The following is a 22,765-nucleotide window of genomic DNA, read 5'->3' on the forward strand; positions in this document are numbered from 1 at the left end:
CATTAAATGGGTTTTATAGTCGAAATAGCTTTTGAATTAAATAATATTATATGATATAATATTTCCATAAATGTGGGTGAAATAATATATTTTATAAAAGAGGATAGATATATGAGTAAAATAATAGATAATTTTAATGATATAAATGAAATAAAAAAAATGACTATACAAGAGCTGAATGACTTTGCAAAGGAAATTAGACACTTTCTAATTGAAAAAGTATCTAAAACGGGAGGACATCTAGCTTCTAATTTGGGCGTGGTGGAATTAACGTTGAGCTTATATAATGTTTTTGATTTGAATAAAGACAAATTAATATGGGATGTAGGGCACCAATCATATGTACATAAAATTCTTACGGGAAGAAAAGATAAATTTGACTTACTTAGAAATTATGGTGGATTAAGTGGCTTTCCCAAAAGAGAAGAAAGTAAATATGATATTTTTGAAGCAGGACATAGTAGTACTTCTATTTCAGCAGGGGCTGGCATTGCAAGGGCTCGTGATTTACAAAAGGGAGACTATAATGTTATTTCGATTATAGGTGATGGGGCACTTACAGGTGGTATGTCTTTTGAGGCATTAAACGATATAGGATTTAGAAAAACTAAGATGATTATTGTGCTAAATGATAATCAAATGTCTATTTCTAAAAACGTGGGAGGTATGTCAAAATATCTAAGTCAATTTAGGATTGACCCAACTTATAATAGAATTAAAAAAGAAATAAATTCTACGCTTAGAAAGATCCCTAGTGTAGGTGATGGAATGATTAATTCAATTCAAAAGATAAAAAACGGAATTAAACAGGTAGTGGTTCCAGGAATGTTATTTGAAAATATGGGTATAACTTATTTAGGGCCTATAGATGGACATGATATTAAGGAAGTAAGTAAGGTTTTAAAACTTGCAAAAAAAATAGATGGACCTGTGATTATCCATGTAATAACTAAAAAAGGCAAGGGTTATAAATTTGCTGAAGAGCAGCCAAATAAATTTCATGGTGTGGGTCCATTTAATCCATTAAATGGAGAATTATGTAGTAGTCACAAGGAAAGTTATTCTGAGGCGTTTGGGGAGCAGATTGTAACTTTAGCAAAGGAAAATAAAAATATAGTAGCAATAACAGCGGCAATGCCTGAAGGAACAGGACTAGAATCGTTTTCAAAAGAATTTAGGAATAGATTTTTTGATGTGGGTATTGCAGAGCAGCATGCAGTTACTATGGCTGCAGGGATGGCTTCACAAGGGCTTAAGCCGATTTTTGCAGTTTACTCTACATTTTTACAACGAGCGTATGATCAAATTTTACATGATGTATGTATTCAAAAATTACCTGTTATTTTTGCAATTGATAGGGCAGGCATTGTTGGACAAGATGGGGAAACACATCAAGGAATATTTGATTTATCATATTTATCGCATATTCCTAATATGACAATTATGGCTCCTAAATGTATAGGAGAACTTAAGACAATGCTTACGTTTGCAGTTAAACAAGATTATCCAATTGCTATAAGATATCCTAGAGGTGGAGATAACCCAAATGTTAAAATGTCTCCTATTAATGACTTTAAGAGGGGAAAGTGGGAGACTCTACTTGATGGTGGCAAAATAGCATTTATAGCTACAGGTAAAATGGTACAAAATGCAATATTAGTTAGAGAAAAATTATTGAATATGGGAATAGAAGCTACTGTAATTAATGCATGTTTTATCAAACCTATTGATAAAACACTAATATCAGAACTTGTAGATAAAAAATATTCTTTAGTGACTATTGAGGATAATATAGTTCATGGTGGATTAGGTTCTTTAGTATTAGAATATGTGAATTCATTGAACAAGAATGTGAAGGTAATTAATTTAGGATTTAATGATGAATTTATTCCACATGGGTCAGTTGATATACTGTATAAGTTATATAAACTAGATGTAGATGGAATTTTTGATAGTATTTTAAAATTAGTTTAATAATTTACTTTAGTAGGGATTAAGGAGTTTTTTATGATAGAAAATAAAGAGAGATTAGATGTTATTGTGGTTGAAAGAGGCATTTTATTTTCAAGAGAAAGAGCAAAGGAAAATATTATTGCTGGAAATATATTTGTCGATGGTATTATGACTACTAAATGCGGAAAAAAAATTGATGTTACATCTAGCATTGAGTTTATTGGTAAAGACATCCCATACGTTAGTAGGGGAGGTCTTAAACTTCAAAAGGCTATAGAGGCCTTTAAAATTGATCTTAAGGATAAAGTTTGCCTGGATATAGGCGCATCTACGGGAGGGTTTACAGACTGCATGATTCAACATGGAGCATGCAGGGTATACTCGATAGATGTTGGAATAAATCAGCTAGATGATAAGTTGAAGCTTGACCCTCGAGTAGTTTCTATGGAGAAAACAAATATCAGATATTTAAATAAAGAGAGCATTTGCGAACTTGCAGATTTTGCAAGTATTGATGTGTCATTTATATCGCTTGAAAAAGTGATTCCTAATTTATTAAATCTATTGAAAAATGATGGTAGTGTTGTGGCATTATTGAAGCCACAATTTGAAGTAGGTATAGGTGTAGTAAATAAAAAAGGTGTGGTTAAAAAACCTAGTGACCATATCGATGTAATAGTTGGAGTACTAAATCTTCTTAAAAATCTTAATGTAAAGGTTATTAATGTTGATTATTCATCAATAAAAGGGCCTAATGGAAATATTGAGTATCTAGTTTATTTTACTAAATCGAAAAATAACTATGCTGATTATGTTGAAGATAACGTGGCTTTATTAGTTAGTGAGGCCCATAGAAGTTTAAATTGTCTAAAACGGGAATAATAAATAGTGTGCGTTATAGAAAATGGTAAGGAGGAAATATGAAAAACATTGGCATTAATATAAATACCACTAAAGATAAGGATGGGAAAATTGGTAAATATGTAAAAAATATTATTAGCCAATATATTGATGATACTAATATATTTGTGTTTAAAGATTCTATTGGACTTGAAAATATTAAATATAACTATTTGGATATTATTGTTGCTTTAGGTGGAGATGGGACTATATTAAGAACATCTCGTAATTTAAATAATTCCAATATTCCAATACTAGGAGTAAATATAGGAAATTTAGGATTTCTCTCTAGTGTGGAACTACTAGAATTTGAAACTGCTATGAAAAGATTTATTAATGATGATTATTATGTAGAAGAGAGAATGATGCTTAATTGTACTTTGCCAAATAGGAATGAACTTGAAAAATATACGGCACTTAATGATATTGTTGTATCAAAGGGAACACTTGCGAGAGTTGTTAAATATGAACTTCATATAGATAATAAGTTTTACATCGATTTTACAGGTGATGGACTTATAATAGCTACACCAACAGGATCTACAGCATACTCTCTATCAGCAGGGGGGCCTATAATATATCCTAATCTAGATGTTATAGAGGTAACACCTATTTGTCCATTATCGTTGTCTATGAGAACCATAGTGCTAGATAGTAAAAGTGAAATATCTGTAAATATAAAATGTGAACATGAAAGTATATTTTTGACATTAGATGGTCAAAGGGCAATAAAATTAAACAGCTATGAGAAAATACTGGTAAGTGTTTCAGATCAAAAATGTAGATTAGTTAAATTTAATGATTATAATTATTTTGGTATTTTGAGGAAAAAAATAATTTCTAGAACAACAGATTGTGAAGGAGAAAAAGATGAAGATATCGCGTCATGCAAAAATAATTGAGATCATTCAGTCTAAAGATGTTGAAACTCAAGAACAGTTGGCACAAGAATTAAAAAACAATGGGTTTGATATTACTCAAGCAACTGTTTCTAGAGATATAAAAGAATTAAAATTAATTAAGGTTATGAATGCACATGGAACTCACATATATTCGACCAGTTCTCCGGGTGATAGTTTTTTATCAAATAAATTGGTTAATATTTTTTCTCAGACCGTTTTGTATGTTGATAATGTAGATAAATTTATAGTACTTAAGACAATATCAGGAGCTGGCGCTGCCGCAGCTGAAGCCTTAGATTCTTTGAAATTTAGTGGGATTGTAGGTACGGTGGCTGGAGATAACACTGTTTTTATTTTAGTTAGAAGAGAAGAAGATTGTAAAGAGATAATTCAAAAGGTTAAAAAAATGATTAGTGAATAGGAGGAATAAGTATGCTCCTACAATTAAATATTATGAATTTTGCCCTAATTGAAAAATTAAGCATTAATTTTGAAAGAGGTTTTAATGTTCTATCAGGTGAAACTGGAGCAGGAAAATCAATTTTAATTGATGCTATAAATTATGTATTAGGGGGTAAATTTAATAAGAGCTTAATTAGAACAGGGGAAAATAAAACTTATGTAGAGGCTATTTTCACCATAGATAACCAAAATAGTAGGAATGTTTTGGAAGAGATGGATATCGATTATGAGGATACAGTATTTATAAGTCGTGAAACTTTTCAATCTGGGAAAAGTATTGCTAAAGTTAATGGTAAATCTTTGTTACTCTCAAAAGTTAAATATATTAGTAAGAATCTACTAGATATTCATGGTCAACATGATAACCATAACTTATTAGATAAAGCTAATCATATATTTTATGTGGATTCCTTTGGTAATGAGAGGCTCAGAACGGATATAATTGAATATAATGACAAATATACAAAAATGATTAGTATAAAAAATAGAATTCTTAAACTTGAAGGTAATGAAGGAGAACGAGATAAGAGAATCGATTTTTTAAATTATCAGTTAGAAGAGATTAAAAATGCTAATCTCAAAATTGGTGAAGATGAGGAACTTATAGAAAAATATGCAATAGTTAGTAATTCTGAAAATTTGGAGAAACATTTATCAAGAAGTTATCAATTATTATACACTAGTGATGAGGAAAATCCCTCAGTATTGTATAATTTAGCTATTGCAATAAAAGAACTTCGAACTATTGAAAAACATATGGATAAAATAAAGGAAATTACGGATTCTATTGAAGAAAATTATTTTAATATTGAGGAAAATATCACAGAAATCAGAGACTTAAAAGAGTCAATTTATTATGATGAAAAAGAACTAGAATACATGAATAGTAGAATAAGCCAAATTAATAATTGTAAGAAGAAGTATGGAGCTACTATAAAAGAAATTTATGAGTATAGAGAAAAAATTGATGTTGAGTATGAAGAATTAACTAATAGTAGTGAAATAATCCTTTCTCTAAAAAAAGAAAAAATAGTTATTGAGGGTGAAATGAGAATTATAGCAAATGAAATTCACGAAATTAGATGTGAGACAGCAAAAAATCTTCAAGATAAAATAAAAGAAGAACTTAATTATATTGGACTTGAAAAAAGTAAATTTTTTATTGAAGTAAAGATTACAGATGAATTTTATAAAAATGGTTGTGATAAAGTTCAATTTTGTATAGCTACAAATCCAGGTGAACCATTAAATCCGTTAGAGGAAATAGTATCTGGGGGAGAATTATCACGTATCATGCTTGCACTTAAAACTGTGTTCGTGGATAAGGATGAAATACCCACTGTTATATTTGATGAAATAGATACTGGTATTAGTGGTAGGATTGCGCAATGTGTTGCAGAAAAAATGTATCTAATATCATTAAACCATCAAATTTTTTGCGTAACTCATTTGCCTCAAATAGCTAGTATGGCAGATATAAATTATCTAATATCCAAAAATGTTATAAATGATAAAACATATACTAATGTTATACGAATGAATGATAATGAAAAACAACAAGAAATAGCTAGAATGATAGGTGGCACAGAGGTTACTAAATTAACATTAGAAAATTCTAAGGAAATGATAAATTTGGCTAATGATCGAAAGAAAAAATAGTTTTGATTTTTATATGAATATAGTAATAAAAATTTATTTAAAAGGGAAAAATAAAGTCATTAAATATGACTTTATTTTTTTCGCTTTTAAAGTTACTGGGATTATAAACTGATTTATTTTAATAATTTATAAAAGTTTAAATGTGAGTAATATTATAATAAAATTCAATGAAATAGTTCAATGTTGTTTTTTTTATAAAATAATTGAAATACAGAAGAATTTTTTTAATTTATCATAATTTAGTTTTGAATCTATGTCTTTGACTATTTTTGAATTAATAGTATAGCATAATATGGAGATTGTGAGGGTAACTTAAATTTATAACTATTAGAGAAAAGGAGATAAGCTTATGAAAAAAAGATTGAATATATTTTGCTTACTTATAACACCAATACTAATAATTGCTTTAGGTGTTTGCTACCAAAGTCAAAGTATAGCTGTTTCTGCATTTGCCAAATCAAAACAAACTTTATATTTTAATAACACTATAAATGCAAAAGTAAATACAAATAATGTTCTTTCAGATCATTATATAATTGAAAAAGACAAAAAATCAAAAGAAGATACAGATAAAATGTTAAAAGCAAAATCTACTTTTGTAACAGAAAATCAAGATATAATGGTTTATCCAGGAGGTCAACCAATTGGTGTTAAACTAAATACTAAAGGAGTTCTAGTGGTGGCTTTATCTGATATCGATGGTACTAATGGTAAAAAACAAAGTCCTGCTTCAAATGCCGGTGTAGAAATAGGAGATAGTATAATAAAGATAAATAATATTGTTATAAATCATGCCGAGGATATAAGGCGATTTGTTAATAGCGAAAAAAATCCGGAACTTACACTTAAAATACAACGTAGAAATGGTTCCAAAATTTTTGATGTAAAGGTTAAACCTACTATTGATTCAACAGATGGTAAACAAAAAATTGGGTTATGGGTAAGAGATTCTACTGCGGGCGTTGGTACGTTAACATTATATGATAGTAAAACTAACAAATTTGCAGCGTTAGGTCACCCAATTACAGATTCTGATACTGGAACAATATTAAGTATTAACAATGGTGTAATAATATCATCTAATATAATTTCTATAAAGAAAGGTACGAAAGGAACACCGGGAGAGTTAAGGGGGCTTTTTATAGATGAAAATAAAATAAAAGGTCAATTGATAAACAATACAGAATGTGGTATATTTGGTAATGGAACTAAAAGTCTTATAAACAATAAATTTAATAAACCTATGAAAATAGGTCTTAAAAATGAGATAAAAGAAGGCGAAGCACAAATTTTAACTACTATTAATGGTAATGAGCCGGAATTATTTAAAATAGAAATTCAAAAGCTATTGCAACAAGATATACCAGGCTCAAAAAGTATGATAATTAAAATTACAGATCCTAGGCTTTTAGAAAAAACCGGAGGCATAGTGCAAGGTATGAGTGGTAGTCCAATAATTCAAAACAATAAAATTGTTGGAGCGGTTACTCATGTTTTAATTAATAAACCTGACGTTGGATATGGTATATATATTGAATGGATGTTAAAAGATGCAGGCATTTTATCAAAATAACTAGCATTATCTAAAAAAAAGAGGTAAAATAGATATAATGAGATATAGAGTAGCATATGTTATCCTATACATTACAAATAAATGATAATTTATCATTTATTTGTAATATTTTTTTTAATATAAGAAGGAATTATAATTCTTTTGTCGAATTAATATTTGTTAAGATATGGGAATTTATTTATAAAGGGGAGTTAGAATATGGAAGAACCAAGAATTAGTGTTCTTATTGCAGATGATAATAAAGAATTTTGTAATATTTTAAATGATTATTTGCTAAGCCAAAGAGATATTATGGTTACAGGTATTGCAAAAGATGGAATAGAGGCTCTTAAGCTAATAAAAGAGAGAAAACCTGATCTAGTAGTATTGGATATAATAATGCCACATTTAGATGGTCTTGGGGTACTTGAAAGATTAGGCAGTATGGATCTTAATCCAATACCTAAAATAATAGTTTTATCTGCAGTGGGGCAAGATAAAATAACACAAAGGGCTATAGCGCTCGGAGCAGATTACTATGTAGTAAAACCTTTTGATATGGAAGTTTTCACAAAACGAATAAGGCAGATGTTTAACAATACGATTTCTAGTGATAACAGTAAAAAATCAATTTCTTTTATTGATACAACTGAAACAAGGAAAATCAACCGCAATGAACCTATGGACCTAGAAGCTGAAATAACAAATATAATACATGAAATTGGAGTGCCAGCCCATATTAAGGGGTATATGTATTTAAGAGAAGCAATTACTATGGTAGTAAATGATATTGAACTTTTATCTGCAGTGACAAAGGAATTATACCCATCTATTGCTAAAAAGTTTAATACTACTGCTAGTAGGGTAGAGAGAGCAATAAGACATGCTATAGAAGTAGCATGGGGACGTGGTCAAGTTGAAACCATAAACAAAATATTTGGTTATACCGTTCATAATGCTAAAGGTAAACCAACTAATAGCGAATTTATAGCGATGGTTGCTGATAAGCTAAGATTACAAAATAGAGTTAGCTAAAACAGCTTATATCAACGGTTAAGAGGTAATTCCCATACCGACTAATTATTAAAACTCCTTTTGGGATTAGCTTGAAATTATTTTCTGAATCTATAAATATTTATTTTAGAATACAACAGACTTTTCTATTTATTGGGTGTGCTAACCAACAATAGGGAGGTCTATTATTATGGAAAAAATTGATATGCAAATTGATGAATTTATGAATTATTGTCAATCTAAAAACTTATCACGAAAAACATTAATGTCATATGAGCAAACTTTGAGATTATTTGCAAGGTATTTATTGGATACTGTAAAAGTCATAGATGCAACAAAATTAACAGAAAAGATGTTTAGAGAATATATTGTGTCTCTGAAAGAAAGAGGTAAATATTCCGTAGTTGCAGAGGAGAAATCTAAAAAAACGAATAATCCACAAAACAGAAAAGACTTAGGGAAAAAAATATCAGTTTCTACAATTAATAATTATACAAGGAACATTAAAGTTTTTTATGCGTTTTTGCTTGAACAAAGTTTTATAAAAAAGAATCCTTTGACAAATATCAAGAGTATAAAATGTGATAGGAAGCCGAAAGAATTTATTGAAGATATGGAAATTATAAAATTATTAAAAAGTATGGATAATTCGAAATTCCATGAGTATCGAGATAGTATTATAATTCAAACATTACTTGATACAGGGACTCGTATTAGTGAGACATTAAGTATATTAGTTCAGGATTTAGATTTAGCTAATAGGTCAATCTTATTACAAGCAGAGAATACAAAAGGCAGTAAACATAGATATGTGTATTTTAGTCAGGAATTACAAAAGGAATTAAGAAGATGGTTACAATATAAAGACAGATATGTAGAATCTAATTATTTATTCCCAAGTGTAAAATGTAATAAATTACAAATAGGAAGTTTTGAAACTAATTTAAGACAATATGGACAAAGAATAGGAATTAATATTCATCCCCATCAATTAAGAAATAATTTTGCTAAAAGATTTTTAATGGCAGGTGGAAATTTATTTACTCTAAGTAAAATATTGGGACATTCTGACATTTCCATAACGACAAATTCCTACTTAGACCTTAGCGATGACGATATAAGAAAATCTTATCAAGCATTTAGTCCTTTAGCCAATATGCGAAAGGCAGGTAAGTAATATGACTAATTATACTGTTATAGATAATAATTTAATCATAGATACAGACCTTCCCGACAGTGCATATAGGCTTTATAATTTGATGCTGTCAATGGCATATGGAGAGAAAGATACTTGTTATCCAAGCATTAAATATCTTGCTGAGAAACTTAATAAGAGTGTTAAAACTATAGGTAGAAATTTAAAAATACTTAAGGAAAAAGGGCTAATAATTTCAAGACGTAGAGGAAGTATTTCCAACATATATACACTTGTTAAGAAAACTATGCAAGTAAAAACTGAGAAGTTAGTTAATAAGTTGAAAAGTAAATTTACTAAGCCGAAATATGCTGAAAAACGAAGTGCGTTTAACGATTATGAACAAAGAGCTTATGATTTTGATGAACTGGAGAAGAAATTATTAGGATGGGATTAAAATAAAAAAAGGCATCCAAAACAGGACACCTTCAAGAGTTATTAATCTGTACTGGAATATAGATTAATTTAGACTCAAAACTAAATATTCAACTACAGTTATTATAACCTTTATCTTGAAAAAATGAAAGATGATTAGGTTTATTTGTTGTGTAAAATTTTAGACATACAAATATGTAGGTCTTTTTGTCGTTCAAATAATTATTTTTAATTAATATTTGTTGAGATAAAATCTATAAATTGTATATAATGAATACTAATTAAAGATAATTATAGTGATATAGTATTGCTATGTATGTAAAATACAATACTATATCACATGATAGGACATTTAGATTATATCTGTTAAGACTTCTATTAGAATAGAGTTAGGACAAGCATTACAGCCAAATAACTACAAGGTAATAACTAATTTAATTAATATATATTAGTTAATTAGAATTCATTTAAATTTAGTTGAATCATAATTAACCTTAATTAAATTTAATTATGAAATCTTAATATAGAAAAGGTGATTACAATACTTGTAAATGGATATTGTTTAAAATAGAATTACAAAAAATAGAAATACTACACTAAGAGGATATCATGTGCAGTATTTCTAATCTATTTCCGTATCAAGGATTGGTATATTTAAATTATAGACAATTTTTTAATTTTTATTCACTTCATTAACAATATAAGATATATATTTTTTTTCTTTATGTTTAAGCCTTTTAAATTCATAATACAGTAATTCACATACATTAGGTTAACATGGTTGGAATGATACCATATGACTTGTTAAATAGGACTATATTAGGGTAGTGGGGCGTATTAAACGTTCTAATTTAATTTAGTATTCTTTATAAAGTACGTACTTGGCACATGCCAGCACTCTGAGAAAAAAGTCGTTTAATTCTCATTAAGTTATTACCGACCGATTTAAAAATCGAGTGGTTTAGGAAGTCTATCTCTACATATTCAAAATTGCATTCTTTATATGATCGTATATATCAATTGATAGTCACTATCATTACACATAGAACGTTTGTTCGTGTTTTATGTTCGTATTTAATTAGGTGTTTTACCGTGGCGATAACCGCATGCCTTCATATTCTTGCAATTTCATTAAGAGAAAACAATAAATTATGGTTTCAGAATTTGAATTATGTATGTAGCTCAAAGTTGAGCTGCCAGATGGTGGTAAACCATAAGATTATGGTTTCGGAAAGGCGATTTCCATTCCACATATGTGGCACAAGTTTGCCACTAGAAGTTTAGCCCAATATTATGACCCCCATTTAGGGACAGACCTGCACCCCACTTTTTAGCTAACCATAATATTATGGTTACTGAGCGAAGAATTTTGCTTAGGCCAATATTGGCAAAGGTTACTGAGTGCGGAAAAGTCCGCTTTCTAAATGTCGGCATAAGTTTGTCGATTAGATATGTAACCCATATGATACCCTAGAACGAACTTTAAGAATAGGACATGTAATTACTCTGATATTGGCTTAAAGTCCCTCCTCCTACCTTTCATAAAAGCAAAAAATATACCGTAATAACATAGTTCGCCTATGGTCACAATTCTCATTATTTCCATATAATAAACATTGACAATAAAACCATATTGTAAGCATTAATACATATTTCTATAAACAAAATCTAAGACTAATTATATTGATTACTTAAAGAGTGGAGGGAGAGATTAAATTGCAACACGAAAATATAGCAGATTTAGCGGAGATAACTCAAGAACAATTAGATAAAATAGAACTTGATATGTCTGTTGGTGAAATAAAAACTATATATAAGGACATGAATTATAGAATCAGTCTATTTAAAGAAAGTCCCAAAAAAATGCATAGATCTATTGAACGATATGGAACAATACCTTTCCCAGAGCTATTTAAGGAAATGGTAAGAATAGTGTATCCGAGCTAAAGGAGAATTATTATGGTTAAAACAAAAGTTAAGCAATTAGTAGGTGTATACGCGCGTGTGTCCACCGATGACCAACATACAAGTATAGAAAATCAACATATAATATTCTATAAATGGATAGAAGAAAAAGGTTACGAACTATTTAAAATATATACAGACGAGGCTATTTCAGGTACAAAGGGAATCAAGAGGTTAGAGTGGCAGAGACTATTACAAGATGGTAGAGATAAAAAATATAATATTCTTGTGGCCAAGAGTTTTAGTCGTTTCGGAAGAAATCAAAGAGAAACTTTGGATGCTATTAAGGACTTAAGAGCTGTTGGAATTAGAGTAATATTTATAGAAGATAATTTAGACAGTCTAAAAGATGCTAATAACTTTGGATTGTTCGCGTGGTTAGCTGAACAGGAGGCACAAAGAACTTCCGAAAGATTAAAACTTATATGGGAAGGATTTAATAAAGATGGTAGGTTACATGTTTGTTTACCTCCATTTGGATATGATTATGATTTAGAAACTAAAAATTATATAATAAATTATAATGAGTCTGAATGGGTTAGACAAATATTTAGTTGGTATCTACAAGGATATGGATTTAATAAAATTGCTACTATGTTAAAAGAAAAAGAAGTTGCTACTAAAAGAGGTGGAGTATGGGCTAGTAATACTGTTCGATGTATGATATCTAATGAAGCTTATATTGGAACTCTAGTGCAAGGATATACTCGTTCTATAGATGTAACAATGACCGAACGAGAAAAGATTCCCGAAGATCAGCGATATCGTCATGCTAATAATCATACTCAAATTATTGATGATGAAATATTTTATAAAGTCCAGGATATTTTAGCTGAGAGATCTAGTAAGGCTAAAGGCTCTTATGCAAAGGTAAAATCTAGACATAGTAATGCTTCATTATACTCCAACTTATTAGTTTGTGGTGAATGTCAAGGTACCATGTCTATCAAGAGAAAGAAAGCATTACAAGATTATAAACCATTCTATAACTGTATGACTTATGACTTAAAAGGAATCAAGAGCTGCGGGCATAAAAGCAATTTCTTATGGGAAGATGTAATATCAACTTTTGTAAGAAATAATCTTGAGGACATTGCTAGAAATGATTTTAAAGAGCTTAAGCAAATATTTAAAGATAGAAGAACATCTTCTAGACCAAAATCTGTAGAAGAAGAATTAAAAGATATGGATAAAAAAATAGAACAGTATCTTAAATTGTCTATGGATTTAATGATGAATCATGGAAAGGGACTAGTAGGAGATACTCAATTGAAATTACAAAATGAGACAATAGAAAAGAATCTATCATCATTAATTTCTAAGAAAGAAGAATATGAAAAAATCCCAAAAGAGATAATTAAAAATAATGATGAAATTGCAATAATTAATTCAGTAAATAATTTACTGGCGATCCCGAATGAGGAGTGGACAAATAGTATATTGAAGGTAGTCATAGAGAAAATCGTGAGATTTATTGATGGAACTATAGATATTAAATTTAAGTACTTAAATAGTAAGGATGGAACATCTTTTACTTAACGGGCTTACTTATTAAGCTGGTTCCCATTAGTGGTGAACGGTAACGAAACAGATTGTTTAAACCATTATAATCCTAAGACACACAATTACATACATTCAATAGAACAATGCCTTGTAGACTCTCACAGACAGTTAAAAACATACTATAAAGTACTGATATATACTTAAATAATATTAATATTATATGATCTATAGAATACAATTTATATAAGATTAATATATGAGGAGAGGTTCATGAGGCATGGAGGTAATGTGGATGGTCTTGGCTTTTTAGTATTTCCGATACTTGTAATAGTAGGCATTTTTTATGCAGTATGGTATGGAGCAAAATTACTATATTTTCTAATATGCATACCATGCGTATTGATAAAAAGAACATATGAAAAAATAAAGAATAAGAATAAAATTATTGCACCTGAAGTTAAAGTTGATCTATAAAATTACAAACAAGAAAAAAAGATACTGTAATCATTACAATATCTTTTTTTCTTCTATATATCTTCTATAATTCTGCATCCTTGACCTGGTCATTTTAATTGGATTAAGTTTTGCAGCAATATCACTTATCAATTGACGCATCTCTAAATCTTTCCAATTCTCAGAAATTAATTCTGAATTACTCATAACAGATAATCTTAAGGTATTTAATAATCCTTTTAATGTTTTAGTTTGTTCATCTGTCATAGTTTTACCCAATCAATTTTATAACCAATAATGTTAGCAATTTCTTTAGATTCACTATATTTAATAGTACCTCTACTTAACTTATTACTTAAATTCTGAGGAGTAGTTTCTTTATAATCAGCTTCAGTAATATGTCTGTTATTTATTTCCCTTACAATATCTGATATAGTCCATCCACTCAATGCTATATATGCTTTTATTTCATTTCTAATGTCTCCCAAGTTAACACCTCCTATTAATGATATTATACTCTATAGTTTCATTATATGCAATTACAAATATTTTTATTCATTATAGTGTTGACATTTGAAACTACAGGGTGTAATATACAACTATAGAGTTTCAAGTAAACCAAAACTAGGAGGGAGCGAATGAGTATATATGTGTTATTCACTTACTGTGATTGCTGTAAATTAAATAACATAGATCCAACAGCAAAAGGATTATTTATTTATAAAAAGAATAACTGGAGGTAGAAGTATGTATGATATAAAAAATATTTCTAACATTAAAGGGTACGACACAATTTCTAAAAACCAAAAAATGTTTAATGGATTCTTAGGTCGTTTTCTTCAAAGTTGGGGAATGGATGCTAGAGAGAATATAGTACCAATCTCAATAAAATTTGTAAAAGATAACTCAGGAAAATATTTAAGATTTGATTATGAATTCTATGGTAAAAAAGAGTGGTTACATGTTACTTCTGTAAATAATTGGTATTGAGAAATAACAATTTATATAATTAAAAAGTATGTTGACAGTTCACAAAATGCGATATATAATATATATAAAGTTAATAAGTTAACTGTTCACATATGGAGGTGTGTATATGATAGGTTTAGAGTTTGCATTAGAAACACATAAAATTACTAGTACTCAATTATCAAATAAATTAGGAATAACAAAACAAAATATCAGCATGTGGATTTCTGGTGAAAGGAAAATCCCGAAAAAGTATTTAACAACTTTAGAAAACCTACTATTTGTAAAAAGAGATAAACTACAGACAAATTTATCTGATATAGATAAATTAAAAATTATGTCAACTATATATAATAGAATTGGTGTGAGGGATGACAACGAAGAAATGATATATGCAGCCGCAGACCTTTATGCACATGTAGATATACTTGAAGTTAAGGAAAAAGTAGATATGTTATTTGAGGACTACTGTTATGATTTTGTTGATGGAAGTACTGTTTTAGATATATTAGAAAATATTGAATTAATAATAAGTTTAAAAAAAATTGATTCAAGCACTTTAGCAGATATGTTATCTCCGATTTTATATAACATGAAATCTAAAACAAAAGATGATCCTTATATTAAATCATTTACTGACAGAGATATTCCTGATTATCAAGTAAATTTTGAAAAAAGGCTACTTAATTTAATTAGTAGTTATGAAATAGCAAAAGAAAAATATGAAAGAGAGGAAAATCCTAGTATATATAAGGATGAATGAAACTATATTGTGGAGTAAAGTATCGGTATTTTACTCCACAATATAATCTTTAATTTCATGACCGAGTAACAGTTTTTAATTATAAACAAAATTGTATCTCTTATAATCTGTTAAAAATACAGACAAGTTAATAAAAATAAACTATAGGGGGATAAATTAAGATGAGAAAACAACAATTACCAAGAGTAGCAGGGGTTAAAATTTGGGAAGGAATGAATATATTAAATAGTCTATTATTTTTTAAAGAGGCATATCAAAGGGAAGAAGATATTGAGAAGAAAGAAAAACTTGAAAAAAAATTTATGGAATTAAAGCTTAAATTAAAAAATTACAAAGCAGCTTAAAAATAAAAAATGATATATGGGGGAATGTTAATAGTGTATGAATCAAATAGTAAAAATGAGGTGATTGTGAAGATTGTTGGAAAATTAAGCTTAGAATTTGAACAATTAGACCATGCAGGCCAATTAAAAGTAAGGTCAATTTTAGAGGAAGTTCTTTATAAATACGACGTAACAGCTCAATGTACTGCAATTACAACAAATAATGATACAGAAGAAAAATTACAAATTTATTTAGTTTGTAAAAAGTTAGATGGATTAGCTACAAAAACATTGAAGAGTTATGAACGCAATTTAATAACATTTTCTAGTATGTTGAGAAAACCACTTGCTTCTATTGACAGTATGGATCTCAGAATGTTCTTATCTCAGAGATGTGCAAAACTAAAACCAAATAGCACTAACCAACAAATTTATACATTAAAATCTTTCTTTGGATTTCTTTCCGATGAAGGGTATATTCCAAGCGATCCTTCTAAAAAACTTAAATTAACTAAAGAGCCAGTCGAATTAAGACAACCATTAACCCCTGAAGAAATGGAAATATTCAGAGAGTCAGCAATTTCTGATAGAGAGAAAGCATTAGTAGAGTTTATATATAGCTCGGGATGTCGTTTGGGCGATGCGGTTACTATTAATGTAAGTAATATTAATTGGTTAGAACGTACAGCAGTTGTGGTTGGTAAAGGATCGAAACAAAGAGTTATATATTTTTCTATAAAAGCTAAGATACTTATGCAAAAATATCTAGTAAGTAGGAAAGGTGAGGGGGATGCATTATTCCTAACATCTAAGTTTCCATTCAATAGACTTGGAGATAGGAGTATTGAGAGGGAGATAAAGAATATTGCCAAACGAAGTGGATTAAAAGTTAATATATTTGTACACAAACTAAGACATACAAGGGCATCTGATTTATCTAACTCAGGAGTAGAATTATCAATAATTTCTAAAATTTTAGGACATGAACAAATAAGTACTACTATGATATATGCGAAAGTTTCTAAAGAAAATATAATACATGAATTTAATAAAGCAAGTTAATCTATTAAAAGTGAGATTTTATATGAATAATATTTATTTTACAAAGGGTTGTCTAATAGATAGTTTTTATATAAAATAGAAGTATATACGTAAACACAAATAATCTGTTAGTTTATTAGAGTAAACAAAACAAAAGAAATATTCCTATTAAATTTCATTTGAGGAGGTGGTTCTCATACATATTAAAATCTATATTTAAATAATACCACAGAATTTAATAACATGCAACTAAATCTTTATTTAGTTGCATGTTTTTAGAAACATAGTGATACCAACCGATAAAAGCCCTTATTAAAAGTGAAAAACCACATAATTTACTGGTTTTTACAAAAATATAGAATGAAGAGGAGATATTTTATGAACGAATTAAAAAGAACAGAAATACTAACATTAGAATTTGCAAAAGAGGTATGTAACAATTTTAACCAGTTATGTTATAAGTACAGACTTGATTTTGAAAAGGAAACTTTAGTTTTAACTGATATGGATGAAGAGACAAGCAAAGAAGTTGTAGCTTTGGATGATATGAAACTTTTTAGACTTAAAGATGAAGCAGTATATATAGAATTCGATGCTGATAAAGATGATTATAATTGTTGTGAAATTAATGATTTTGGACTCACTCTATTGAGGAAACTAATACTTGAATCTGAAAAAAATGATAGTACAAGCTGTTGCGTACCAAAGTTGAAATTGCAGAATTCTATGTCTGCATTAGGTAATGCATCTCAATCTACATTATCAAGTAAAATTCAAGATTTTGCAGAATTAAAAACTTATCTTCCTGAAGCTTTAATTCAGAAACATAAGGAACTTTATGAGATGGTAGAAAAAAGTTTAAGACATTAAATAAAATAAATCCTAAGGGGGAGTTTCCCTTGGGGTATACAAAAAAGACCAGTGCAAAAAATGAGGAGGTTGATCGTATCATGGAGTACGTTATTAAAAATATAAGATTAAGAGATTATTTATACACCCTTGGATTTAATTTTAGGGAAGTTCCTGATAGAACACTAAAACAAGAATTTATATATCTATTCCCAAACACAGATTTATTAAAAACTGCAATAACATTTTATACTCAATTACACAAAAATAAATAATATATCGAGAGGAGAAATTATATATCATGGTGAAAAATACAGAAATTAAAAACACAACATTAAAAGATCTGTTTATGGATGATAAAGGTGGATTTATACCAGTAACAAGAAAATTTAGTAGAGTATTAGGATTTAATTGTACAGGGTTGCTAGAAGAATTATGTGATAGATATGATTTCTATAAAGCTCAGGATGAATTAAATGAATATGGTGAATTCTTTTATACAGTACCAAGTATGGAAATTAATACTGGGTTAACTAAAAGAGAACAAATAACAGCGATCAAGAAGTTGCGAGAATATGGTTTTATAGAATATACAACAACGAGAAGTATGCCGCGGATTAGATATTTCAAAATGTCTAATAGTATTCCTAAGATATTAAAGCATTTATGTGCTCAGGCAGAGTCTAAAAGGAAAGAAATTCAAGAGCAAAATATAAAGGATAAAACCAAGTTAAATAAGACTAAAAGTGTTCTCAAGCCCCTAGACAATGCAGTCGGTACGATGTGAACTAACATGGACACGATATGAACGACTATGAGCACAATATGAACTAATATCGTCCATATACGCAGATAATAAAGAACTAGTATTAAGAACTAGGTATTAAGAACTAATTATAAAGAACTATTTTGGGATTTCCATTAACATTCAATGGATTAGATTTTTAAGATTAATAGTAGTTAAAACCTTTTCTTGTCGGAGAAGAACCGCCAAGAGTAAATATACAGCAATTAAATAATAATTAGGAGTGATATCAAAATGACGAAGAAAATATTCAAAAAATCCATTGCAATAGAGTTAATATGCAATGGAGAAAATCTACTATATACAGAACAAAATAGGCTTAAGAGCTGGCTTACTGTATTCTGCTTTGAAGAAACTGAAGAATTACTTAGAAAAGTAACAGAAATAAATGACAGAAATGAATAATCAACACCTAATAAATAATATCAAAATGTAAATAAATCAAAATTTATGGGAGGCTTACTAATATGAATAAAAATATACAAATATTATCAATAGAGGCTAAGGACGTAATTACAGGAATGTGTGCTATAGTAGATAAAACAAATTATAAAAAAGTGGAAATATTAAAGGGACAAGGGTATAGAATCTTAAGAAAATATAAAGGTAGTATGGATTATTCACTATTAACCATACATCTTCAGGAAATGAATACTAAGATTGTAAAATTCAATAGGGTAACACATAGATATTATTCCAATAATATTATTACAGTAAATTTCAATTATGCAATTGATAATAGCATAATGTTGAAAGATGAAAAAGACGAACAATATAATAGTATGCTTATTGTATTAGATATTCTTAAAGCGGAAAGATCAAGACATATGAAAGCTAAGAATAATATTAACGGTAAAATTAAGAGATTAGAATCTAAGGTGATATTAAATTCAGATAAAACTGAAATATTAAAGAGTGAATTAAAAAAGATCAATGATAAAATAACATCAATTAATAAGGATATTACAAATGTTCAAGATAAAATTACATTAATAAAAAATAAATATAGTTTATCTACTAATACGCTAAGAGAAAAACTTTATGAGAATGGATTTAATGTAAATGTTAATGGAATAAATACTAATTTTGTTAGATTTCTAAGAAGTTCTGGTTCAGCTAGAGTTGGGAAGATTAATTTTGTAAGCAAAGACTATTATAACAAATTAATTAATTGGTGCATGTGTGGAATACAATATTTAAACAATGAAGAATTGGATCTTCCAAGTCTTGAAAGTTATGTTTCTTTAATTTCATCTTCTATAATTGATACTTTTGCGTTAAAAGCTGAGAATATTTTATTAATTCCTGAAGCTACAAGTACATTTGAAGATACAGTAATGGCCACAGAATTAATAAATGAAGTTAAAGACGAGAATAAAAACATAATAAGTGGAGATTTATCTACTAATGTTGCTAAGAAATCTATATCAAATGTACTTTTTGATGGTGAAGCGTTGCTTTGTAAATCAATATTTATTGAAAAAGGTTATGAAGATAAAGCTATACTACAGATTAGGAATACATTTTATAAAGGATTAGGAGTTAATACAGACATTCAAAAATTCTTCAAAGATAATAACATAACTGAAATATCTCAATTGAAAGGTGAGACTACAGCTACAGATATAAACCAAATAAAATTAATTTGTACTAAATCATCAATCAAATATCTCAAATATGGTACTTTTGAAGAATGGAAAAAAGTTATGCTGCCTAACTGGGCAATTTGCAAATATGAAAAGCCACAATCTAACTTTAATGGAATGGCTCAATCACATTATCAGCTTATAAATACGCTTGGAATGGACTTTAATTCTACTAAAGATTTATTAAAAAATACATTAGAGTATATAAGGTTATTAAAGAATGATATATCTGTTTTCAAGCTTCATTTAGGGATAATTAAAGATGGCGGATTAGATCCTGTAGAAAATGAAGATGATATAGAGAAAGAAGCAACCGAAGAAGAATTAACTCAATTAGATAGTATTAAAACGAATTCTGATATGATATTATCTATGCTGAAAATTAATGAAAATTTCGCTAAGACTAGGATTTGCAGACAATTTAGGTATGAAGTTATCAGTAATTATATAAAGAATGTTAAGAAAGGGCATATATTAATTAATGGTACATATGCCACCGTTGTAAATTCATTGTATGAGTATCTGTTATGTTCTATAGGTAAATGGGATGGAGTAAGTAGCACCATAGGAATAGGTGAATGTTATACTGCAAAATATAAGCCATTAGAGAATGTACTAGGGGTGAGATCACCTCAACCAACGATGTCAAATATGACAGTATTAAAGAATATTACACCTGGTATATTAGCAGATTATTTTAATGTAAAGAGTGAAAATGTTATATTCATTTCGGCTATAGGATGGAATATATGCGAGCTTGAATCGTCAATGGATTTTGATGCAGATCAGATGCTTATATCAAATGAAACTATACTAACAATTCATTGTAAGGCCTTGGATGAAACTATTATAGTTAATGGTCAGGAGATAAAAAGATTCTTAGTTAGTACAGACTTTACTCCTAAAACTAAAATTTCCAGAGGGTACAACGCAAAAGATTTAACGGATACAGACATAAAATGTGCTCAGGGAAAAATAGGAGAATGTATTAATTTAGTTCAAATGTTGAATTCGGTTTATTGGACTAAGAAGTTTAATGGAGCATCCGAGGAAGACTTATTAAAGTTATTTACAGATATATCTACTTTAAATATTCTAAGTTGCGTAATTATTGATAGCTGCAAGAAGTCTAGTCCGGTAAATATTGATGGAGAAATGAAGAAAATTAGAGAAAAAGGTTACTTGGGTAGAGGAACAATCATAAGAGAAGGTAAAACTAAGAATGTTGGAATAAGGCCTAAATTTTTCAAGCATCTTGATGGTGGCAGAGAGTATAAGTTTATATGGTTTGAATGTGGAATGGATTATCTTGTTAGTATAATGTCAGATAAAGAAATTAATCCAAGGAAAGATCGTGATGATGAGAATGGAAATATTACTCTAAAGAGTTTATTAATTAAAATGAAAGGTAAAAAAGCAGACAGAAAGAAAATACAAAACATAATTATAAAAGTAAAACATATGCAGATAGGGATATCTAATATATGTAAGAGTAAAGATACGGGAAAGGAAAAATTTAGACAAATAGAGGAAATAAGAAAAGTATCCTTAGATGAAATCAGTAAAATAGAAATAACCGCAGAAATGGTTTATACTATCGTAAAAAGATTATCAGATTCGTTTCACACATTGGAATATCAAGAGTATAAGAAAATAGGTAGAAATTTATTAAAGACATTATATTCTATTGATTCAGCTAAATTTCTATCATGTTTAAAGATAAAACCTAATATAAGCGGCACAATAGTAAGAGATGAAAATGGAGAGATTAATGTATATGATGTAAAATATAACAAAATATGTGCATAAATCGTACACCTTTTAATAATCTATCTTAGAAAACAAGTCTATGACTAGTCTAAGGTAGGTTGTTTTATTATGCACTATTATTCTATAAGGTGGGAGAGTAATGTAATTATTTATGTTATTATCACTAATCCGAAAAGATTTAAAACCTAAGTAATAGCCCAATATCAAAGACTATTAGACAGAAATAAAAAATGAGGAATTGAATGAGAATTAGATTCCTAATAAAGTAGCTTATTAATTTAGGCTTCTTTTTTATATTTTTTATGTTCAAAAACTTTATACATATAAATAATACCACTAACTAAATAAAATGTCAACACAATATAAAAAAATAAATCTTTATATGAGTTAATTTATTAATTAATTGACATAAGGACTTAATTGTTCTTTTTTCATTATGATGGAACGTTACCCTCATCCTCCAAAGCAACGAATAACATGATAAGCACTCCCATAAAAAGGTATAAGGCTATAGATGAAGATAGCCTGGGATAAAACTACATAAGGTTTTTCTTGTTAATTAACCTTTGTTTTATCCTTGCTCATTTTAGTTTGAATTATAAGGACTTAACTGTCCTCTTATATATATTAATGCTTTAAGTTTCGGGCTTACCTTTAAAAGCGCCA

At 28.5% G+C, this 22,765-nt stretch carries 23 protein-coding genes; 21 read left to right on the plus strand and 2 right to left on the minus strand.

What is annotated here, in order from left to right; genetic code table 11:
* The first annotated feature begins 111 nt into the window (after positions 1-111).
* The 12 genes from dxs to KPL44_RS05445 all read left to right on the plus strand — a co-directional run bounded on the left by dxs (position 112) and on the right by KPL44_RS05445 (position 13,954).
* Positions 112-1,974 (plus strand): 1-deoxy-D-xylulose-5-phosphate synthase, encoded by a 1,863-nt coding sequence (gene dxs, locus KPL44_RS05390; protein WP_216247887.1) that lies wholly within the window; start codon positions 112-114, stop codon positions 1,972-1,974.
* 33 nt (positions 1,975-2,007) lie between these two features.
* Positions 2,008-2,835, plus strand: a complete 828-nt coding sequence (locus KPL44_RS05395; protein ID WP_216247888.1) for a TlyA family RNA methyltransferase — start codon at positions 2,008-2,010, stop codon at positions 2,833-2,835.
* 38 nt (positions 2,836-2,873) lie between these two features.
* A complete protein-coding gene (locus KPL44_RS05400) occupies positions 2,874-3,755 on the plus strand; it encodes an NAD(+)/NADH kinase (protein WP_216247889.1) in 882 nt (293 codons plus the stop codon).
* On the plus strand, positions 3,724-4,176 hold the full coding sequence (locus tag KPL44_RS05405; RefSeq protein ID WP_216122508.1) for an arginine repressor: 453 nt from the start codon (positions 3,724-3,726) through the stop codon (positions 4,174-4,176). Before KPL44_RS05400 ends, KPL44_RS05405 begins: the two co-directional genes overlap by 32 nt.
* A gap of 11 nt (positions 4,177-4,187) precedes the next feature.
* Positions 4,188-5,876, plus strand: a complete 1,689-nt coding sequence (gene recN, locus KPL44_RS05410) for a DNA repair protein RecN (RefSeq protein ID WP_216247890.1) — start codon at positions 4,188-4,190, stop codon at positions 5,874-5,876.
* Between the two features lie 349 nt (positions 5,877-6,225).
* On the plus strand, positions 6,226-7,449 hold the full coding sequence (spoIVB, locus tag KPL44_RS05415; protein ID WP_216247891.1) for a SpoIVB peptidase: 1,224 nt from the start codon (positions 6,226-6,228) through the stop codon (positions 7,447-7,449).
* A 198-nt stretch (positions 7,450-7,647) separates the two neighbouring features.
* A complete protein-coding gene (gene spo0A / locus KPL44_RS05420) occupies positions 7,648-8,463 on the plus strand; it encodes a sporulation transcription factor Spo0A (protein ID WP_216247892.1) in 816 nt (271 codons plus the stop codon).
* A gap of 169 nt (positions 8,464-8,632) precedes the next feature.
* Positions 8,633-9,619: a tyrosine-type recombinase/integrase gene (locus KPL44_RS05425; protein ID WP_216247893.1), complete on the plus strand. Its 987-nt coding sequence runs from the start codon at positions 8,633-8,635 to the stop codon at positions 9,617-9,619.
* A 1-nt stretch (position 9,620) separates the two neighbouring features.
* Positions 9,621-10,034 (plus strand): helix-turn-helix domain-containing protein, encoded by a 414-nt coding sequence (locus tag KPL44_RS05430; RefSeq protein WP_216247894.1) that lies wholly within the window; start codon positions 9,621-9,623, stop codon positions 10,032-10,034.
* A 1,694-nt stretch (positions 10,035-11,728) separates the two neighbouring features.
* On the plus strand, positions 11,729-11,959 hold the full coding sequence (locus KPL44_RS05435) for a hypothetical protein (protein WP_216247895.1): 231 nt from the start codon (positions 11,729-11,731) through the stop codon (positions 11,957-11,959).
* A gap of 12 nt (positions 11,960-11,971) precedes the next feature.
* A complete protein-coding gene (locus tag KPL44_RS05440) occupies positions 11,972-13,516 on the plus strand; it encodes a recombinase family protein (protein ID WP_216247896.1) in 1,545 nt (514 codons plus the stop codon).
* Between the two features lie 234 nt (positions 13,517-13,750).
* Positions 13,751-13,954, plus strand: a complete 204-nt coding sequence (locus tag KPL44_RS05445; RefSeq protein WP_216247897.1) for a hypothetical protein — start codon at positions 13,751-13,753, stop codon at positions 13,952-13,954.
* 33 nt (positions 13,955-13,987) lie between these two features.
* Here KPL44_RS05445 and KPL44_RS05450 read toward each other — a convergent pair whose 3' ends face one another.
* Complete coding sequence (locus KPL44_RS05450) at positions 13,988-14,200, minus strand: hypothetical protein (RefSeq protein ID WP_216247898.1); 213 nt, start codon at positions 14,198-14,200, stop codon at positions 13,988-13,990.
* Positions 14,197-14,421: an LLM class flavin-dependent oxidoreductase gene (locus KPL44_RS05455; RefSeq protein ID WP_216247899.1), complete on the minus strand. Its 225-nt coding sequence runs from the start codon at positions 14,419-14,421 to the stop codon at positions 14,197-14,199. Before KPL44_RS05455 ends, KPL44_RS05450 begins: the two co-directional genes overlap by 4 nt.
* Before the next feature lie 259 nt (positions 14,422-14,680).
* On the opposite strand from KPL44_RS05455, the gene KPL44_RS05460 reads away from it, so the two are divergent.
* The 9 genes from KPL44_RS05460 (at position 14,681) to KPL44_RS05500 (ending at position 22,138) form a co-directional block, all read left to right on the plus strand.
* Positions 14,681-14,923 carry a hypothetical protein gene (locus tag KPL44_RS05460; protein ID WP_216247900.1) on the plus strand — a complete coding sequence of 81 codons (243 nt, stop codon included), beginning with the start codon at positions 14,681-14,683 and terminating at the stop codon, positions 14,921-14,923.
* A 106-nt stretch (positions 14,924-15,029) separates the two neighbouring features.
* The gene (locus tag KPL44_RS05465; RefSeq protein ID WP_216247901.1) at positions 15,030-15,665 is read left to right on the plus strand and encodes a helix-turn-helix domain-containing protein; all 636 of its coding nucleotides are present in this window, start codon (positions 15,030-15,032) and stop codon (positions 15,663-15,665) included.
* Positions 15,666-15,826: 161 nt separating this feature from the next.
* Positions 15,827-16,009 (plus strand): hypothetical protein, encoded by a 183-nt coding sequence (locus KPL44_RS05470; RefSeq protein ID WP_216247902.1) that lies wholly within the window; start codon positions 15,827-15,829, stop codon positions 16,007-16,009.
* 24 nt (positions 16,010-16,033) lie between these two features.
* The gene (locus KPL44_RS05475) at positions 16,034-17,050 is read left to right on the plus strand and encodes a tyrosine-type recombinase/integrase (protein ID WP_253201639.1); all 1,017 of its coding nucleotides are present in this window, start codon (positions 16,034-16,036) and stop codon (positions 17,048-17,050) included.
* A 357-nt stretch (positions 17,051-17,407) separates the two neighbouring features.
* Positions 17,408-17,899 carry a hypothetical protein gene (locus KPL44_RS05480; protein WP_216247904.1) on the plus strand — a complete coding sequence of 164 codons (492 nt, stop codon included), beginning with the start codon at positions 17,408-17,410 and terminating at the stop codon, positions 17,897-17,899.
* 29 nt (positions 17,900-17,928) lie between these two features.
* The gene (locus KPL44_RS05485; protein WP_216248152.1) at positions 17,929-18,153 is read left to right on the plus strand and encodes a hypothetical protein; all 225 of its coding nucleotides are present in this window, start codon (positions 17,929-17,931) and stop codon (positions 18,151-18,153) included.
* Between the two features lie 26 nt (positions 18,154-18,179).
* Positions 18,180-18,665 (plus strand): hypothetical protein, encoded by a 486-nt coding sequence (locus KPL44_RS05490; RefSeq protein ID WP_216247905.1) that lies wholly within the window; start codon positions 18,180-18,182, stop codon positions 18,663-18,665.
* Between the two features lie 252 nt (positions 18,666-18,917).
* Positions 18,918-19,088 carry a hypothetical protein gene (locus tag KPL44_RS05495; RefSeq protein WP_216247906.1) on the plus strand — a complete coding sequence of 57 codons (171 nt, stop codon included), beginning with the start codon at positions 18,918-18,920 and terminating at the stop codon, positions 19,086-19,088.
* A 62-nt stretch (positions 19,089-19,150) separates the two neighbouring features.
* Positions 19,151-22,138 carry a hypothetical protein gene (locus KPL44_RS05500; RefSeq protein ID WP_216247907.1) on the plus strand — a complete coding sequence of 996 codons (2,988 nt, stop codon included), beginning with the start codon at positions 19,151-19,153 and terminating at the stop codon, positions 22,136-22,138.
* Positions 22,139-22,765: the final 627 nt, after the last annotated feature.

Origin of the sequence: Clostridium sp. DSM 17811 (genome assembly GCF_018861905.1) — a bacterium.
GTDB classification, from domain to species: Bacteria; Bacillota; Clostridia; order Clostridiales; family Clostridiaceae; genus Clostridium_AD; species Clostridium_AD frigoriphilum.

Bases quoted from the DNA above. Each gene is read 5' to 3' on its own strand.
- KPL44_RS05495 (WP_216247906.1), top strand. From the start codon at position 18,918: ATGACGAAGAAAATATTCAAAAAATCCATTGCAATAGAGTTAATATGC.
- KPL44_RS05500 (WP_216247907.1), top strand. From the start codon at position 19,151: ATGAATAAAAATATACAAATATTATCAATAGAGGCTAAGGACGTAATT.
- KPL44_RS05425 (WP_216247893.1), top strand. From the start codon at position 8,633: ATGGAAAAAATTGATATGCAAATTGATGAATTTATGAATTATTGTCAA.
- KPL44_RS05440 (WP_216247896.1), top strand. From the start codon at position 11,972: ATGGTTAAAACAAAAGTTAAGCAATTAGTAGGTGTATACGCGCGTGTG.
- KPL44_RS05460 (WP_216247900.1), top strand. From the start codon at position 14,681: ATGTATGATATAAAAAATATTTCTAACATTAAAGGGTACGACACAATT.
- KPL44_RS05450 (WP_216247898.1), bottom strand. From the start codon at position 14,200: ATGACAGATGAACAAACTAAAACATTAAAAGGATTATTAAATACCTTA.
- KPL44_RS05430 (WP_216247894.1), top strand. From the start codon at position 9,621: ATGACTAATTATACTGTTATAGATAATAATTTAATCATAGATACAGAC.
- KPL44_RS05490 (WP_216247905.1), top strand. From the start codon at position 18,180: ATGGTGAAAAATACAGAAATTAAAAACACAACATTAAAAGATCTGTTT.
- KPL44_RS05395 (WP_216247888.1), top strand. From the start codon at position 2,008: ATGATAGAAAATAAAGAGAGATTAGATGTTATTGTGGTTGAAAGAGGC.
- KPL44_RS05465 (WP_216247901.1), top strand. From the start codon at position 15,030: ATGATAGGTTTAGAGTTTGCATTAGAAACACATAAAATTACTAGTACT.
- spo0A (WP_216247892.1), top strand. From the start codon at position 7,648: ATGGAAGAACCAAGAATTAGTGTTCTTATTGCAGATGATAATAAAGAA.
- KPL44_RS05475 (WP_253201639.1), top strand. From the start codon at position 16,034: ATGTTAATAGTGTATGAATCAAATAGTAAAAATGAGGTGATTGTGAAG.
- KPL44_RS05405 (WP_216122508.1), top strand. From the start codon at position 3,724: ATGAAGATATCGCGTCATGCAAAAATAATTGAGATCATTCAGTCTAAA.
- KPL44_RS05480 (WP_216247904.1), top strand. From the start codon at position 17,408: ATGAACGAATTAAAAAGAACAGAAATACTAACATTAGAATTTGCAAAA.
- KPL44_RS05470 (WP_216247902.1), top strand. From the start codon at position 15,827: ATGAGAAAACAACAATTACCAAGAGTAGCAGGGGTTAAAATTTGGGAA.
- KPL44_RS05400 (WP_216247889.1), top strand. From the start codon at position 2,874: ATGAAAAACATTGGCATTAATATAAATACCACTAAAGATAAGGATGGG.
- recN (WP_216247890.1), top strand. From the start codon at position 4,188: ATGCTCCTACAATTAAATATTATGAATTTTGCCCTAATTGAAAAATTA.
- KPL44_RS05445 (WP_216247897.1), top strand. From the start codon at position 13,751: ATGAGGCATGGAGGTAATGTGGATGGTCTTGGCTTTTTAGTATTTCCG.
- spoIVB (WP_216247891.1), top strand. From the start codon at position 6,226: ATGAAAAAAAGATTGAATATATTTTGCTTACTTATAACACCAATACTA.
- dxs (WP_216247887.1), top strand. From the start codon at position 112: ATGAGTAAAATAATAGATAATTTTAATGATATAAATGAAATAAAAAAA.